The 15,990-nt window shown below is 64.2% G+C and carries 12 protein-coding genes; 8 read left to right on the top strand and 4 right to left on the bottom strand.

All coding sequences use genetic code 11. From position 1 onward, the window contains the following. Positions 1–551 precede the first annotated feature (551 nt). From ACN0S5_RS11560 to ACN0S5_RS11530, 7 genes are read left to right on the top strand one after another with little or no spacing between them, the layout of a single operon-like run. On the top strand, positions 552–1,019 hold the full coding sequence (locus ACN0S5_RS11560) for a GNAT family N-acetyltransferase (RefSeq protein ID WP_417208416.1): 468 nt from the start codon (positions 552–554) through the stop codon (positions 1,017–1,019). After that, positions 1,016–2,065, top strand: coding sequence for a dipeptidase (locus ACN0S5_RS11555; protein ID WP_417208415.1), 1,050 nt, complete (start codon positions 1,016–1,018; stop codon positions 2,063–2,065). Before ACN0S5_RS11560 ends, ACN0S5_RS11555 begins: the two co-directional genes overlap by 4 nt. A gap of 21 nt (positions 2,066–2,086) precedes the next feature. After that, complete coding sequence (locus ACN0S5_RS11550; RefSeq protein ID WP_417208414.1) at positions 2,087–3,682, top strand: ABC transporter substrate-binding protein; 1,596 nt, start codon at positions 2,087–2,089, stop codon at positions 3,680–3,682. Positions 3,683–3,718: 36 nt separating this feature from the next. After that, the gene (locus ACN0S5_RS11545; protein WP_417208413.1) at positions 3,719–4,741 is read left to right on the top strand and encodes an ABC transporter permease; all 1,023 of its coding nucleotides are present in this window, start codon (positions 3,719–3,721) and stop codon (positions 4,739–4,741) included. Next, complete coding sequence (locus ACN0S5_RS11540) at positions 4,738–5,661, top strand: ABC transporter permease (RefSeq protein ID WP_417208412.1); 924 nt, start codon at positions 4,738–4,740, stop codon at positions 5,659–5,661. Before ACN0S5_RS11545 ends, ACN0S5_RS11540 begins: the two co-directional genes overlap by 4 nt. Continuing rightward, positions 5,658–6,524, top strand: coding sequence for an ABC transporter ATP-binding protein (locus ACN0S5_RS11535; RefSeq protein ID WP_417208411.1), 867 nt, complete (start codon positions 5,658–5,660; stop codon positions 6,522–6,524). Before ACN0S5_RS11540 ends, ACN0S5_RS11535 begins: the two co-directional genes overlap by 4 nt. Beyond that, positions 6,521–7,273, top strand: coding sequence for an ABC transporter ATP-binding protein (locus ACN0S5_RS11530; protein ID WP_417208410.1), 753 nt, complete (start codon positions 6,521–6,523; stop codon positions 7,271–7,273). Before ACN0S5_RS11535 ends, ACN0S5_RS11530 begins: the two co-directional genes overlap by 4 nt. A gap of 84 nt (positions 7,274–7,357) precedes the next feature. On the opposite strand, the gene ACN0S5_RS11525 is transcribed toward ACN0S5_RS11530, so the two are convergent. From ACN0S5_RS11525 to ACN0S5_RS11510, 4 genes are all read right to left on the bottom strand, one after another. Then, complete coding sequence (locus ACN0S5_RS11525; protein WP_417208408.1) at positions 7,358–9,106, bottom strand: hydantoinase B/oxoprolinase family protein; 1,749 nt, start codon at positions 9,104–9,106, stop codon at positions 7,358–7,360. A gap of 139 nt (positions 9,107–9,245) precedes the next feature. Continuing rightward, positions 9,246–11,306 (bottom strand): hydantoinase/oxoprolinase family protein, encoded by a 2,061-nt coding sequence (locus ACN0S5_RS11520; protein ID WP_417208407.1) that lies wholly within the window; start codon positions 11,304–11,306, stop codon positions 9,246–9,248. Beyond that, positions 11,303–14,017 carry a molybdopterin-dependent oxidoreductase gene (locus ACN0S5_RS11515; protein WP_417208406.1) on the bottom strand — a complete coding sequence of 905 codons (2,715 nt, stop codon included), beginning with the start codon at positions 14,015–14,017 and terminating at the stop codon, positions 11,303–11,305. The genes ACN0S5_RS11520 and ACN0S5_RS11515 overlap by 4 nt, the downstream gene beginning before the upstream one ends. After that, a complete protein-coding gene (locus ACN0S5_RS11510) occupies positions 14,007–14,837 on the bottom strand; it encodes an FAD binding domain-containing protein (protein ID WP_417208405.1) in 831 nt (276 codons plus the stop codon). The genes ACN0S5_RS11515 and ACN0S5_RS11510 overlap by 11 nt, the downstream gene beginning before the upstream one ends. A gap of 189 nt (positions 14,838–15,026) precedes the next feature. Here ACN0S5_RS11510 and ACN0S5_RS11505 point away from each other — a divergent pair, with 189 nt between their 5' ends. Continuing rightward, positions 15,027–15,854: a ferredoxin--NADP reductase gene (locus ACN0S5_RS11505; protein ID WP_417208403.1), complete on the top strand. Its 828-nt coding sequence runs from the start codon at positions 15,027–15,029 to the stop codon at positions 15,852–15,854. Positions 15,855–15,990: the final 136 nt, after the last annotated feature.

Genomic DNA, 15,990 nt, shown 5'->3' with positions numbered 1-15,990 from the left:
GATCTCCTTCTCGTCGAAGATCAGCAGACTGCAAATCATAGCTTATGTCAGTGTCCGAATTTCGGGAGGTAGCTCAGTTAATCCAGCCAACCGGACAGCCGCTTGGGCGCGCTGACAAAACCGTATAAGCCTTGGCCCGGCCATGTTGTGCAAACCGGCTGAAGGGGGAAAGACCTCTGTCCCCTGCCAGCGTCATCCCACGGCTTCAGGGGGGATCATGCCGCGCCCTACGCAATTGATCCGGACGGCGATCCGTTTGTGGCGCGCCGCCACCAGACGGGCGAGGTTCCGTGCCATGATCCGCGCCATGCAACGGCAGGTCCCGCAGGTGCTAACGGCGTATCCTCTGCCCGGCAACACAGGGTCTGCGTACTTTATTATCGATTGGCAAGGTCAACACCTTGCACCTCGGTAGTCTTGGGCCACACCGGTAATACCCTGTTATATTGAGACGAACCCGCAATCGCACATGCACGCCGGGCGGTTCCGGACCGTCATGCCAAGGCGGCGCATGTGTTGCTAATTACCGCGTCTTCGCCAAGGGTTGGCGCATGATCCACAGCCGACTCTCTATCCGACTCGCCCGGCAGGGTGACTTGTCCGCGCTGATCGCGCTCTATGCAGACGACGACATCGGCCAGACCCGAGACTTTGCCACTCCCGATCATGCCTATCAGAGCGCGTTTGACGTCATAGACGCTGACCCCAACCACCTGCTGCTTGTCGGTGAGGCAGAGGGCACCATCGCGGCCACATTGCTGTTGTCGTTTATCCCCGGCCTGTCCCGGCACGGCGCATGGCGCGCGCAGATCGAGGCGATGCGTGTGGCGCGGGCGCTGCGCGGTCAGGGGCTGGGTCAGGCCCTGCTCGACTGGTCCATCAACGAGGCGCGACGTCGAGGATGTTCATTGGTGCAACTGACCTCGGACCGCCGCCGCGCAGAGGCCCATCGTTTCTACGAACGCGCCGGGTTCGAGCCGACGCATTTCGGATTCAAACTGTCACTGGAGACACCATGACCAAATTCCCGGTCTTTGACGGACACAACGATCTGGTTCTGCGCCTGCTGCGGGGCGATGTGACCGCAAAGCAAGTGGCCGAGGGCCTGCCCGATGGCCATATCGACAAGCCGCGCGCGCAAAGCGGCGGCTTTGGTGGCGGGATGTTCGCGATTTTTGTGCCCAGCCCCGGCAACAAAGCCGTGCGTCACGAAGAGATGACAAAACCCGCCTATGACATTCCCCTGCCAGAGATCGTGCCTGAGGACGAGGCACGCGACTGGACGGAACGCGGGTTCACGGCGCTGGAGGATCTGGAGGCGGCGGGTGCCGTGCGCCTCTGCCGGACGGCCGCCGAGGTAGAGACCGCCCTGCCCGCCCCGGAAATGGCCGCCGTGATGCATATCGAGGGCGCAGAGGCCGTGGACCGCGACTTCCAGCGGTTGCACGCTTGGCACGCACGCGGGTTGCGCTCTCTTGGTCCGGTCTGGAGCCGGGACACCGTCTGGGGCCATGGCGTGCCCTTCCGCTATCCCTCTGACCCGGACATCGGGCCGGGACTGACGGAGGCGGGCAAGGCGCTGGTCCGGGAATGTAACCAACTGAAGATACTGGTGGATCTGTCGCATCTGAACGCCAAGGGTGTCGAGGACGTCGCCCGCATCAGTGATGCGCCGCTTGTGGCGACACATTCAAACGCATGGGCCGTTTGTCCGCATTCGCGCAACCTGACCGACCGACAGCTGGACATGATCCGCGACAGCGATGGAATGGTGGGCATCAATTTTGCCAGCGCCTTCCTGCGGCCCGACGGGCGCATGGATGCCGAGTTTGAGCTTGACATCATGCTCCAACATTTTGACCATCTGGTCCAAAGATTGGGTGAGGATCGCGTAGGCTTGGGATCGGATTTTGACGGGGCGCTGGTTCCCGCCCCGATCAAAGACTGCGCGGGCCTGCCCAACCTTATCGAGGCACTGCGATCCCATGGTGTCGATGATGGCCTGTTGGCCAAGGTCACGCATGGGAACTGGCTGCGCGTCCTGAGAAAAACTTGGGGCGTTTGATAACAAACAGGGAGTTAAACAATGAAAAAGTCATTTGTAGCAGCGGTGGTGACCGCAATGCTGTCGGCAGGCGTAGTCGCGCCGGTCATGGCGGAAACGCCGCCGAACATGCTGGTGATCGCCAACCGGATCGACGACATCAAGACCTTTGACCCGGCTGAAAGCTTTGAGTTCGCGGGCGCGGACGTCAGCCGCAATGTCTACAACAAGCTGGTGAACTTCGATCCGCTGGACCTTGATGCCGGGTATCAGCCCGATCTGGCCGAAAGCTGGACGATCTCCGACGACGGCAAGACCATCACCTTTACCATGGCGGACGGGAATGTGTTTGCCTCGGGCAATCCGGTGACGGCCAAGGATGCGGAATTCTCGCTGCGTCGTGCGGTGCTGCTGAACAAGACTCCGGCGTTTATCCTGACGCAGTTCGGCTTTACCGCCGAGAACGTGGAACAGACCATCGTCGCAACCGATGACAAGACGCTGGTGCTGACGCTGGACAAGCCCTACGCCGTGTCCTTTGTCCTGAACTGCCTGACCGCCACCATCGGCGGGATCGTCGACATGAAGACCGCGATGGCCAATGAGGTCGACGGCGACATGGGCAACGGCTGGCTGCGCACCAATACCGCCGGTTCCGGCCCCTACAAGGTTGTCTCATGGAAGCCGAATGAAAGCGTCCTGATGGACCTGAACCCGAACTACAGCGGCGAAAAGCCCGCGATGGAACGGGTGATCGTCCAGCACATTCAGGAAAGCGCGACACAGCGCCTGCAACTGGAACGCGGCGACATCGACGTGGCGCGCAACCTGTCACCCGAGGATGTGGCCGGTCTGGAAAAGGTCGACGGCGTCAAGATCGTCGACGAACTGCGCGGGCGCCTGATGTATTTCTCGGCCAACCAGAAAAACGCGATGCTGTCCGATCCCAAGGTGCTGGAGGCGCTGAAACTGGCCACCGACTATGAGGGCATGTCCGGGTCGTTCCTCAAGGGGCAGTACACGGTGCATCAGGCCTTCCTGCCGCTGACCTTCCTCGGCGCTCTGGAGAACAAGCCGTATACCTATGACATCGAGGCCGCCAAGGCCGCGCTGGCGGACTCCGGATTTCCGGAGTGCGGACCGATCAAGATCTCTGTTCGCGACGCGCAGGAACGTCTGGACATCGCGCAGTCGCTGCAAAACACATGGGGGATGCTGGGCTGCGATATCGAACTGATCGTCGGCACCGGCGCGCAAACGCTGGATCGTTACCGTGCGCGCGAGCATGACATCTACCTTGGCGCATGGGGCCCGGATTATCCGGACCCGAACACCAACGCAGGCACCTTCGCGTTCAACCCCGACAACTCTGACGCGGCAGGCGCGACCGGCCTTCTGGCATGGCGCAACGCATGGGGTATCCCGGAAATGAGCGAGCAGACCCTTGCCGCCGTGGTCGAGAACGACACCGACAAACGGCGCGAGATGTATCTGGCCTTGCAGGCCGAACATCAAAAGGTCAGCCCCTTTGGCGTGATGTTCCAGCAGATCGAACAGAACGGCATGGGTGCCAGCGTCGAGAACTTTGTCGCCGGCGGCGCGACGACGGCGGTCTCTTACTGGGTCATCACAAAGTAAATGACCGATACCCAAGCTCGTGGCGAAGGACGGCAGATGCCGTCCTTCCCTCCGTGGCTGAGAAAGACGCTTGCCACGGTTGCGACCGTGGCGGCGACAATCCTCGGTCTTCTTTTCGTGACGTTCATGATCGGCCGGGTGATGCCGATCGACCCGGTTCTGGCCGTGATCGGCGAACGGGCGACACAGGAACAATACGACCAGACCTATATCGATCTCGGGCTTGATCAGCCGCTGCTGGTGCAATTCGGGATCTATGTGAACGACATCCTGCATGGCGACTTCGGCAAATCGATCCGCACCGGTCAGGAGGTCACAACCGACATCGCCCGCGTCTTTCCCGCGACGCTGGAACTGGCGACGCTGGGCACGCTCTTTGGCGTGGTGCTGGGCGTGCCTCTGGGGGTGTTGGCCGCCGTCCGGCGCGGCAGCTGGATTGACCAACTGGCGCGCTTTGTCGGGTTGATCGGCTACTCCATGCCCATCTTCTGGCTGGGCCTTGTGGGGTTGCTGGTGTTTTACGGCATTCTTGGCTGGGTCGCCGGCCCCGGACGATTGGGGATCTTCTATCAGGGGATCGTCGAGCCGATCACCGGCATGTTGCTGGTGGACAGCGCATTGCGCGGCGAATGGACCGTCTTCAAGAATGCCTTTTCGCACATCATCCTGCCCGCCTCTTTGCTGGGCTACTACAGCCTCGCCTATATCAGCCGGATGACGCGGTCGTTCATGCTGGAACAGCTGGGCACGGAATATGTCACCACAGCACGGGTCAAGGGGCTGAGTGAATGGCAAGTGGTCTGGGGCCATGCCTTTCGCAACATCCGTATCCAGCTGATAACCGTGATTGCGCTGGCCTATGCCAACCTGCTGGAAGGGTCGGTGCTGACAGAGATCATCTTTGCCTGGCCCGGTCTGGGGCAATACATCACGACCTCGCTGCTGGCCAACGACATGAACTCTGTCCTTGGCGGCACCATCGTGATCGGCACCATTTTCGTGGGGATCAACATCTTTTCCGACCTGCTTTACCGCTTCTTTGATCCGAGGTCCAAATGACCAGCACACCCGGCACACAAGGACTGCGCAGCTGGCTGCTGTCAGAAGAACCCAGTTCGCGCCGACAGGCCCGGTTTGCCTCGTGGTACAAGGGCTGGCTGACGTTCCGGTCGAACACGCTGGCGATGTTCGGTCTTGCCGTTCTGGCGTTCCTGATCCTGGCGGCGATCTTTGCGCCGCTGCTGGCCAGCCACGATCCCTTTGCACAGGATCTGGGACAGCGCCTGCTTGCGCCCGGCGACAACGGGCATCTTCTGGGCACCGACAGTCTGGGGCGGGACCTGTATTCGCGGCTGTTATACGGCGCGCGCATCTCGATCTATATCGTGCTGCTGGTGGTCATGGTCGCCCCGCTTGTCGGGCTGATCGTCGGCACCGTCTCCGGCTATGCCGGGGGCTGGGTGGACGTGTTGCTGATGCGGGTCACCGATATCTTTCTGGCCTTTCCGCGGCTCATTCTGGCGCTGGCCTTTGTGGCGGCGCTGGGGGCCGGGATCGAAAACGCGGTGCTGGCCATCTCATTGACCGCATGGCCGCCCTATGCGCGGATCGCGCGGGCGGAAACGCTGACCATCCGCAATTCCGACTATATCCACGCAATCCGCCTGCAAGGCGCGGGGCCGCTGCGCATCGTCACGCGTCACATCTGGCCGCTGTGTATCTCGTCGCTGGTGATCCGGGTGACGCTGGACATGGCGGGGATAATCCTGACGGCAGCGGGTCTGGGCTTTCTTGGCCTTGGTGCGCAACCGCCCAGCCCGGAATGGGGCGCAATGATCTCTGAGGGGCGCAAGTATATCCTCGATTACTGGTGGGTCGCCACGATCCCCGGCATCGCGATCTTTGCCATCAGCCTTGCCTTCAACCTGCTGGGTGACGGGTTGCGCGACGTTCTGGACCCCAAGGAAGGCGACGCATGACCGACGAAACCCCTCTTCTGGATGTCGAGAACCTCTGGGTGCGGTTCCGCACCCGATCCGGTGTCTTTGATGCTGTGCGCGGCATTTCCTTCACCCTTGGACGTGAGCGTCTGGGCATTGTCGGCGAAAGCGGATCGGGCAAGTCGATGACGGGCCGCGCCGTGCTGCGCCTGATCCGCCCCCCCGGTTCCATCAAGGCCGACAAGCTTGAGATTCACGGCGAGGATATCCTGTCGATCTCGGAAAAGCGGATGCGGAAACTGCGTGGCGGCCGGGTGTCGATGGTCATGCAGGACCCCAAGTTCTCGCTCAACCCGGTGATGAGCGTCGGCCAGCAACTGGTCGAGGCCCTGCGCGCGCATGAGCCCATCTCGCGCAGCGAGGCCCGCAAACGCGCCATCGAAGTGCTGGATGAGGTCGCGATCCGCGAACCCGAGCGGGTCTTTGACCTATACCCGCACGAGGTGTCCGGCGGCATGGGCCAGCGCATCATGATTGCCATGATGCTGCTGCCCAACCCCGAAATCCTCATCGCGGATGAGCCGACCTCGGCGCTGGATGTGTCTGTGCAACTGCAAGTTCTGGACATCATGGACAAGCTGGTGCGCAATCGTGGCATGGGGTTGATGTTCATCAGCCATGACCTGAACCTTGTCGCCAAGTTCTGCGACCGCATCGCCATCATGTACGCAGGTCGCATCGTCGAAACCTGCAAGGCCAGCGAGTTGGGCCAAGCGAAACACCCCTATACGCTGGGCCTGCTGAATTCGGTTCCCGATCTGGAACACCCCCGCGACAGGCTGGAGGTGCTGCAACGCGACCCCGCCTGGCGTGAGGCCCCGTCTGTGAGTGCCCGCCAATGAGCGCCATCGAAATCCGCAATCTCGACGTCTGGTTCGGCTCTGGCACCGAGCGGGCGATGGCGGTCAAGGACGTCAGTTTTCAGGTGGCCGACGGCGAAAGCTTTGGCCTTGTGGGCGAAAGCGGCTCTGGCAAATCGACGATCCTGCGGGCCATCGCCGGGTTGGTGCCAACATGGTCCGGCGACATGACCGTCGCCGGAGAGGCCCTTGGCGCGCGCCGCAGCAAGGCGTTTTACCGCAAGGTTCAGATGGTCTTTCAGGACCCCTATGCCTCTCTGCATCCGCGGCAAACGGTTGACCGCGTCCTGTCTGAGGCGATGGGTCTGCACGGCGTGCAGGACATTGACAAACGGATCGGGCGATTGCTGGACGATGTGGGCCTTGGGGCTGGCTTTCGCTTTCGCTATCCGCACCAATTGTCGGGGGGGCAACGGCAGCGCGTCGCCATTGCCCGCGCGCTGGCCTGTGATCCGTCGATCCTGCTGCTGGATGAGCCGACCTCCGCGCTGGATGTTTCGGTGCAGGCCGAAATCCTGAACCTGCTGACGGACCTGCGCGGCGAGCACAACCTGACCTATGTGATGGTCTCGCATGATCTGGGTGTGGTCGGGCACCTTTGCGAACGGATCGGGGTGATGAAAGAAGGCCGCTTTGTCGAGGTGCTGGCCGTCGATGACATGCGACGGCTAGAGGCCAAGGACCCCTACACCCGGCACCTGCTGGATAGCTCCATCAACTCCGTCCGCTGAGCCGCGGCTGTCCCGCCCCGGCCCCGCGCGTCGCAAGGCACGCCTGCGAACAGACGCGCGTTCCGGGCCAAGGAAGACGACGCCTCAACCGCCGGATGACAGCGGTGGAACATCAGCGCCGTGGTCCCCGCCGCCGCCGGACTGGCTGCCGCCGTCAGGGCCAAAAAGCCTCAATGCCTCGTCCGCGCTATACCGTCCCAGCCGCACGTCTTCGGCGACAAGGGCCGGATCGCGCTGGGACGGGTCGCCATACCCGCCACCGCCCGGCGTCCGGACCCGCACCCGGTCGCCCACAGCCAAGGCGATGCCCTGCGCTTTCGAGAGATGTTCTGGCACGAAGCTGTGCCCGGACTGGGTGACGACAACACGGTTCACCCCCCCGTCATCGCCGCCAAGCACGCCTTGCGGGCCGAATCTGCCGTGATCCATCACGAAACTGGCCCGCGCCGTGCCGCGCAGGATCTCGACCTCATAGTCGAGGCCAAGCCCGCCGCGATGCTTGCCGGCCCCGCCCGATCCCTCGTGCAGCGCGTAGCGGTGGTACAGGACGGGAAACTGCTGTTCCATGATCTCGACCGGCGGAGACTTGGAAATCCCGATGGTCGAACAGCCGTTCGATATCCCGTCTCCCCCCGCATAACCGCCGTAGCCGCCGCCTGAAATCTGGTACATCACATAGCTTCGGCCCTCTTCGGGCACGTCGCCGCCAAGGGCAAAGTTCCCCGATGTCCCGGCGGGTGCCGCGGTGACGATATCGGGCAAGGGGCCGACCAGCGCCGCAAAAACCGCCTCGGCGAGCCGCTGGCTGACCTCTGCCGCACAGCCCGACACCGGGCGCGGATATTGCGCGTCCAGAAAGGTGCCCTCTGGCCGCCGTATCTTTAGCGGCTCAAACGCTCCGGCGCTGATCGGCACATCCGGAAAAATGTGGCGCATGGCGAGGTAGACAGAGGATTGAGTGGTCGCCAGAACAGAGTTCATCGGGCCGGTGCAGGGGGCCGATGAGCCGGTGAAATCAAAGGTCAGCGCCTCGCCATCGGCGGTGATCGCCAGCCGGATTTCCAAGGGCTCGTTCACAACGCCGTCGCTGTCCACATAGGCGACCGAGGTATAGGTTCCCGGTGGGATGCGCGCGATGTTGGCCCGCATCTGGTGCGCGGCGCGGGTCCGCAACTCTCCGATTGCCTCCCGCACGGTGTCGTCGCCATAGCGGTCAAGCAGCCGCTTCAGCCGCGTTTCTCCCACGTAGAGCGCCGCCGCCTGTGCCTTGACGTCGCCGATCCGCTGGTCCGCGACGCGGATGTTGGAACAGATGATGCCGTAGATCTCTGGATCAAGCTCCCCCTCCTTGAACAGCCGCACTGGCGGCAGCCGCAGCCCCTCTTGTTCGACCTCCGTGGCCGAGGCCGAAAACCCGCCCGGCACCGCGCCGCCGGTATCGGGCCAGTGTCCGGTGTTGGACAGCCAGCAGAAAATCTGCCCGTCGCGATAGACCGGCATGGCAAAGCGCACATCCATCAGATGCGTCCCGCCCAGATAGGGATCGTTGACGATATAGATGTCGCCGGGCTTTGGCGCGGCAGCCTTGCCCGAGGCAATCATCGCGATCAGCGTCCGGGTGGAAAACTGCATCGTGCCCACAAAGACCGGCAGCCCCATAGAGCCCTGCGCGATCAGGCTGCCGTCCTCTGCCGAATAAATCCCGTCGGAACGGTCGTTCGCCTCGGCGATCACCGGCGAGAAGGCCGCGCGCGAAAAGCTCAGGTCCATCTCGTCGCAGACCTGCTGAAGACCGGACTGGATGACGGTCAGAGTGATCGGGTCGATGGTCATGGGCGCGCTCCTGTCCCGGCCTTGGGGCCGTCTGGCAAACCGGCCTGTCTCTGGCGGCGGTGTTTTGCGGAAAGATGGGGCCGGGGTCCGTCATGGTCCCGCAACGGTTGCCGGGAACACCCGTGGCGGCGCACGGCGGTCATGTCCGCCGCCCCACGGTGACGATCAGGTTGCCGTCGGCATCCTGCGTGGCGCTGTCACCGGGTTCCATCACCAGAGTACAGTCCATCTGTTCGATGATCGCGGGTCCGGTCACCGTCGCGTCGGCGGGCAGAAAATCCCGCCAGAACACCGGAGCCGCCACCCAGCCGTCGAAAAAGACCTCTCGCGTGCCGGTCTGCGCCTCGGCCAGTGTTTCCCGCCGGTCGGAGGCATTGATCAGCAACGACAGGTCAACTTCTGGCCGCCGTCCGATCACCGAGGTGTTCACGTTGACAAGGGCGGGCCGGATCTCTGGCAGTTTGACCTGAAAGCGCCGGAAATAGGCCTCTTCGAACAGCGCCTGAAGCGCCTCGCGGGACGGCACCGCGTCCGACAGAGGCACCCGCAACAGATGTGTCTGGCCGATGAACTGCATGTCCACCGAATGCACAACCAACTGTTCGGCGATCTCGACCCGTTCGCGGTTGACCGCCGCTGTCCCGGCCTCGATCTGTGCCGCAAAGGCGGCGTGGACCTCATCCATGTCGCACAGGTCGAGCGGCCGGTTGATCGTTTGTACGAAATCGTGCCGCAGGTCCGCGACGATACAGCCAAGCGCATTGGTGATCCCCGGTCGCGCGGGCACCAGAACCCGAGGCACGCCCAGTTCCCGCGCGATGGCGCAGGCATGCAACGGCCCGGCACCGCCAAAGGCGAAGAGCGCGAAATCGCGCGGGTCCTCGCCCAGCGAGATCGACACCATACGCACCGCATCGGCCATCTTTGCGGTTGCAATCCGCAACACGGCGGCGGCGGCCTCTGTCGGGTCCAGCCCGAGGGGTGTCCCGATCCTGGCCGCAAACGCCGCGCGGATCGTGTCGAGCGAAACGCCCCCTGCCCCGGTGTTCAGCCGGTCCGGGTTCATCCGGCCCAGCAGCATGTTGGCATCCGAGATGGTCGGCTCTGTCCCGCCTTTGCCATAGCAGATCGGACCGGGGGAGGAGCCGGCGCTTTCTGGCCCGACCTGCAACAGTCCAGCCGCGTTCACCCGCGCGATTGATCCGCCGCCCGCGCCCACGGTCCGCACGTCGACCATCGGCACGTGGATCGGCATGGCGTATTCGATCTCGATCTCATGCGACACCGCCGGGTCCGCGCCCCGGATCATCGCCACGTCGGTCGAGGTGCCGCCCATGTCATAGGTCAACAGATCCGGTATGCCCGCCCGCCGCCCGGTATAGGCCGCCGCCATCACGCCCGACGCGGGGCCAGACATCACCGTCTTTGCCGCCTCTTCGGCCACGATCCGGGCCGAGACCATGCCGCCATTGCCGTTCATCACCAGCAGGTCGCGCTGATAGCCGCGCTCGGACAGGCGGTCGGCCAGCCGTTCGACATACCGGCGCAGCAGGGGCTGGACCGACGCATTGACCGCCGCCGTCACGCCGCGTTCGTATTCCCGGCTTTCCGACAGCAGGGCATGGCCAAGGGTGATGTTGCCGTTCGGCCATTCCTCATGCGCGATCTCCCCGGCGCGGCGCTCATGCGCCGGGTTGGCGTAGGCGTGCAGGAAATGGATCACCAGCGCCTCGCAGTCCTCGGCCACCAACTGGCGCAGGGCCGCGCGCAGGGCGTCCTCATCCAAGGGCAGGTATTCGGTCCCGTCCGCCAGCATGCGTTCCGGCACCTCCAGCCGCAGGTCGCGCGGGATCAGCGGGCGGAACTGGCCGGACATGCCATAGGCCTGCGGGCGGGTCCGCCGCCCCAGTTCCAGCACGTCGCGAAACCCCTGCGTGGTGATTAGCCCGGTCTTGCAGAGCCGCCGTTCCAAAACCGCGTTGGTTGTCGTCGTTGTCCCGTGCACGATAAGGTCAAGCGTGGCCGCATCGACCTCAGCCGCGTCCAGCGCGGCGAGCACGCCATGCGCCTGATTGTCCAGCGTTGTCGGCACTTTGGCCAGACGCACCCGCCCCGCGCGGCTGTCGTAATGGACGAGGTCGGTAAACGTCCCGCCAACGTCGATCCCGGCGAAACTGCCGGTCAGGTCAGAGCGCGTCATTCAAGGCCTTTCGCAAGGATCGCCGCGCGCAGCTTGTCAGGCGTCGCGGGCAGATGGTGGATACGGACACCCGAGGCATGGGCGATGGCGTTCAGCACCGCGGGCGCGGTCGGGATCAGGCAGTGCTCTCCCAGCCCCTTGGCACCATAGGGGCCATGCTGGTCGCCGCTTTCGAGAATGATCGAGGCGATCTCGGGGACGTCGCCAATGGTCGGGATCAGGTAATCGTGCAGGTTCTCGGTCCGACCGGGAATAAACTCTTCCATCAGTGCAAGCCCGATGCCCTGCGCAATCCCGCCCTCGATCTGGCCCTCGACCAGCAGCGGGTTGATCGCGCGACCGACATCATGGGCGGCGGTGAACTTCAGCAACCGCACCGTTCCCAGTTCCATGTCGACCTCCAGTTCGACCATCTGCGCGGTTGTGCCAAAAACGGCATAGGGCGCGCCCTGTCCGTTTGCATCCAGCGGCAGGGTCGGCGGGTCATAGGTTTCAAGCACCTCAAGCGCGTAACCGTCGCTTTCGGGCAAGGCGATGCGCCGGGTCATGCCGTCTTCGACAAGGTCGATCCCGCCTGCGCCAAGGAGGATACTGGCCCCGTCTCCGACGTTTCCCAGCCGCAGGATCTGCGCCCGCAGCGCCTCTCCCGCCAACCGCGCCGCATTGCCGGTGATAAAGGTCTGGCGTGAGGCCGAGGTCTTGCCCGCATCCGGCGTCACATCCGTATCGGCACCGACGAGGGTGATCTGCCCGACCGGCACGCCAAGGGCGGTCGCGAAGATCTGCGAAATCACCGTGTTCGACCCCTGACCGATATCCACTGCGCCCTGATGCAACACGATTTCACCCGCCGGAGTAACCCCCGCCCGGATGGTCGAGGGGTTCGACATCGAGGTATTGCCGCAGCCGTACCAGCCACCCGCCACGCCGACCCCGCGCCGTGTCGTCGACACCGTGGCATTGTGCGCCGCCGCCTCTGCCAGCGCCCGGTCCCACGCCGGTTTCAGCGCGTCGAAACAGGCGTCGATCCCCATGCCGGTCTCAAAAACCTGCCCCGTCACGGTCGGCGCGCCATTCTTCAGCGCGTTGATCCGGCGCAGTTCCAGCCTGTCGATGCCCAGCCTGTCGGCAAGCATGTCGTAAAGCTGTTCCTGCGCCACCGCCGATTGCGGCACGCCAAAACCACGGAACGCGCCGCAGGAGACGGTGTTGGTGTGAATCCCGACGCTTTTGGCCTCATAGTTCGGCGTGAGATACGGCCCCGACGCATGGATCGGCACGCGGTTGGCGACCGTCGGTCCCCAACTGGAATAAGCGCCGGTGTTGAACACCCCGTCGAACTGCGCGGCGACGATACGGCCGGTCGCATCCGCGCCGATTTCCATATGGACCGCCGAGGGGTGCCGCTTGGTGGTGGTCGCGATGCTTTCAGTGCGGGTATAGGCCATGCGGACCGGGCGGTTGAGACTCCAAGCCGCCAGCGCGACAAAGGGCTGGGCCGACAGGTCCAGCTTGGACCCAAAGCCGCCGCCGGTCGCGGTCGGGATGATCCGCACGTCCTCGGGTTTCAGCCCGAGGATGCCCGCCAGCCCGTCGCGGTTCATGAAGGGGGCCTGCGTGCAGCAACTGACTTCGATCCGGTCGCCGACGCGGCGGGCACTGGCGGCTTCGGGCTCGATATAGCCGTGTTCGATGAACCCGGTCGAAAAATCGCCCGATACCCGGTGCGCAGCCTTTGCCATCGCCCCCGCGGCATCGCCGCGCGCGACATAGCCCCGGCACATGACGTTCCCGGCCCGCGTGGTATGAAGAAGGTCGGCCTGCCCCGCGCCCTCCGGGGTCAGGGTGGCGGGGCGTTCCTCCCACGTCACGGGGAACGGCGGCAGTTCTGCCAGCAGCGCGGCGGGGCCGACCACGGCTGCGACCGCCTCTCCCTTGTGTCTGGCCTCGTCCACGGCAAAGACCGGCTGGTCGATGAAGCCGGGGATCACGCCAAAGAGGTTGTCGCCCGGCACGTCCCGCGCCGTCAGGATCAGGTCCAGCCCGGTGTCCTTGCGATAGGCGTCCAAGTCTCCGAACACGAACCCGGCGCGGTGAAAGGGCGACCGGATCACCGCAACGGTCAGCGCATCGGACGGCGCAACGTCATCGCCGAACCGCTCTGTGCCAGAGACCTTGGGCCAGCCGTCCAGCCGCTCGATCCGCGCGCCGACGCCGCCTTCGGTCACCGGTTCAGCCTCTGAGGCATCCAGCACCGCCGCGATGATCTTGCGATACCCGGTGCAGCGGCACAGCACGCCGCCCAGCGCATCCGCCACCCGCGCCTCATCCAGTGCCGCGCCAGAGCGCAGCAGCGCCACCGCCGCAACCATCATCCCCGGCGTACAAATGCCGCATTGCGCGGCCTGATGGCGCTGGAACGACCGGGCGAGCCGTTTGGCGATCTCGTCCCCGGCGACCAGCCCTGACTGGGTTTCCACAGTGCGTCCCTGCACCTGCCCCGCTGCGGTCACACAGGCACAGACCGGCGCGCCGTCAACCAGCACGGTGCAGGCCCCGCAGTCGCCCGCGTTGCAGCCGACCTTGACGTCTGTCGCCCCGGCGGCCTCGCGCAGCACCTCTGACAGGCGGGCGGTTGATGGCGCGGGGACGGACACCTGATCACCGTTGAGGGTAAAGCCGATGTGGCCCTGCGGTTCGTCAAGCGACATGAGAGGCCTCCATAGCCTGAAGCAGCGTGCGGGAAATCAAGGTCCGGACCGCCTCGTGCCGATAGGCGGCGGAGGCGCGGACATCATCGATCGGCGACAGGTCAATCGGGGCAGTGGCGCAGATCGACGAAAGGTCATTGGCCGAGGCCCCGACCAGCGCCGCCTCCAGCGCAGGCAGCCTGCGGGCCACCGGGGAGCAGGCGCCAACCGCGACGGCGGCCCGGTCGATCCGGCCGTCTGGGGCGTCGACCACAACGGCAACCATCGCAATCGAGATGACCAGATACTTGCGCGCGCCCAGCTTTTGGAACGCCGCCTGCCCCGGTGCATCCGGGATCCGCAGGGCGGTCACGATCTCGCCCGCGCGCAGGTCCGTCTGACGCGGCCCTGTGATGAAACCGGCCAAAGGCACGTGCCGGACACCGCGTGCCCCGGCTATCTCAACCTCGGCGTTCAGCGTCAGCAGCGGCGGCACGCCGTCCGCAGCGGGTGAGGCATTGCAGATGTTGCCTGCCACGGTGCCAGCGTTCTGGATCTGGACCGACCCGACCTCTCGCGCGGCCAACTTGAGCCCGTTGAAACAGTCGGGCAGATCCGCCCGCAGGATGTCCGTCCATGTTGTTGCACCACCGATGCGCCACAGGCCGTCCTTGCGGGTGATCCCCCGCAGGCCGTCCACCCGCGTGACATCTATCATCTGCGCAGGCGGTGCACCGTCCCGCAGCGCCGGGTAGACATCCGTCCCCCCGGCCAAAAGCACGCCCCCCTGTGCGAGCAGCGCAAGGGCGGCATCAAGCGATTCGGGGCGATGCAGCGTCATCCGGGCCTCTTTCCCGTTCCGGAGCGGACCGGAACATCATTTGTATGCAAACAATACACGCACGGTAGGAACTTGCCTGAAAAGTTGTCAATCGCCGTGACGCGTTTCAGCAGAAAAATAAAATATTGTTTGTGTACGAATGAATTTTGTCGCAGCATTTGCCCTGAAATGTTGCAGCAGGAGCGGCCCATGGATGACCATCACCCAGACCTGATTCTACGCGGCGCGCCTGCCGGATACGCCGCCCCCGCCGGATGTCACGCCCTGACGGTGACCGAGGTTCACCACTATACGGACCGCCTTTTCCGCTTTCGCGTGACCCGCCCGGCCAGCTTTCGCTTTCGGTCCGGCGAGTTTGTGATGATCGGCCTGCCCAATGCCGAACGCCCGGTGATGCGCGCCTATTCCATCGCCTCCCCCGCTTGGGATGACACGCTGGAGTTCTATTCGATCAAGGTGCCCGACGGGCCGCTGACCCAGCACCTTCAGCAAATCCGCGCAGGCGACACCGTCCTGATGCGCCAGAAAGCCACCGGCACACTGGTGCTTGACGCGCTGAAGCCGGGCAAGCGGCTCTGGATGCTGTCGACCGGCACCGGCATCGCGCCCTTTGCCTCGCTGATCCGCGACCCAGACACCTATGACCGGTTCGAGCAGGTCATTCTGATGCACGGTTGCCGGGAGGTCGCTGAACTGGCCTATGGCGCAGAGATCACCCATGCCACCCGCCACGATCCGCTGGTCGGAGAGTTGGCCCACGACCGCCTGCGTCTGCTCAGTTCCGCCACGCGTGAGGATTATCCGGTGCGCAAAAGGGTCACCGATCTGATCACATCCGGCGACATTTACAGTATGCTGGATGTGCCACCGATTTCGGCGCAGGACGACCGGGTGATGATCTGCGGCTCTATCGCGATGCTGGGGGACTGCAAGGCGATTTGCCTGACCCGCGGGCTGGAGGAAGGGGCGAACAACAGGCCTGCTGAATTCGTGGTCGAAAAGGCTTTCGTGACCTGAACCATGATCCTGATCGATTCAAACCTGTTGACTCACCCCGGACGCCCGTGCGTTCGTGTACAAACGAATATCCCGGAGCAAGCCTCGTGACCGACGCAGCGACACAACGCCCCGATAGACCGGAAAAGATCCGCTG

Source organism: Antarctobacter sp. (genome assembly GCF_048262615.1).
In the GTDB taxonomy this organism is placed as follows: Bacteria; Pseudomonadota; Alphaproteobacteria; order Rhodobacterales; family Rhodobacteraceae; genus Antarctobacter.
This window is presented reverse-complemented; position numbering and strand designations above follow the sequence as displayed.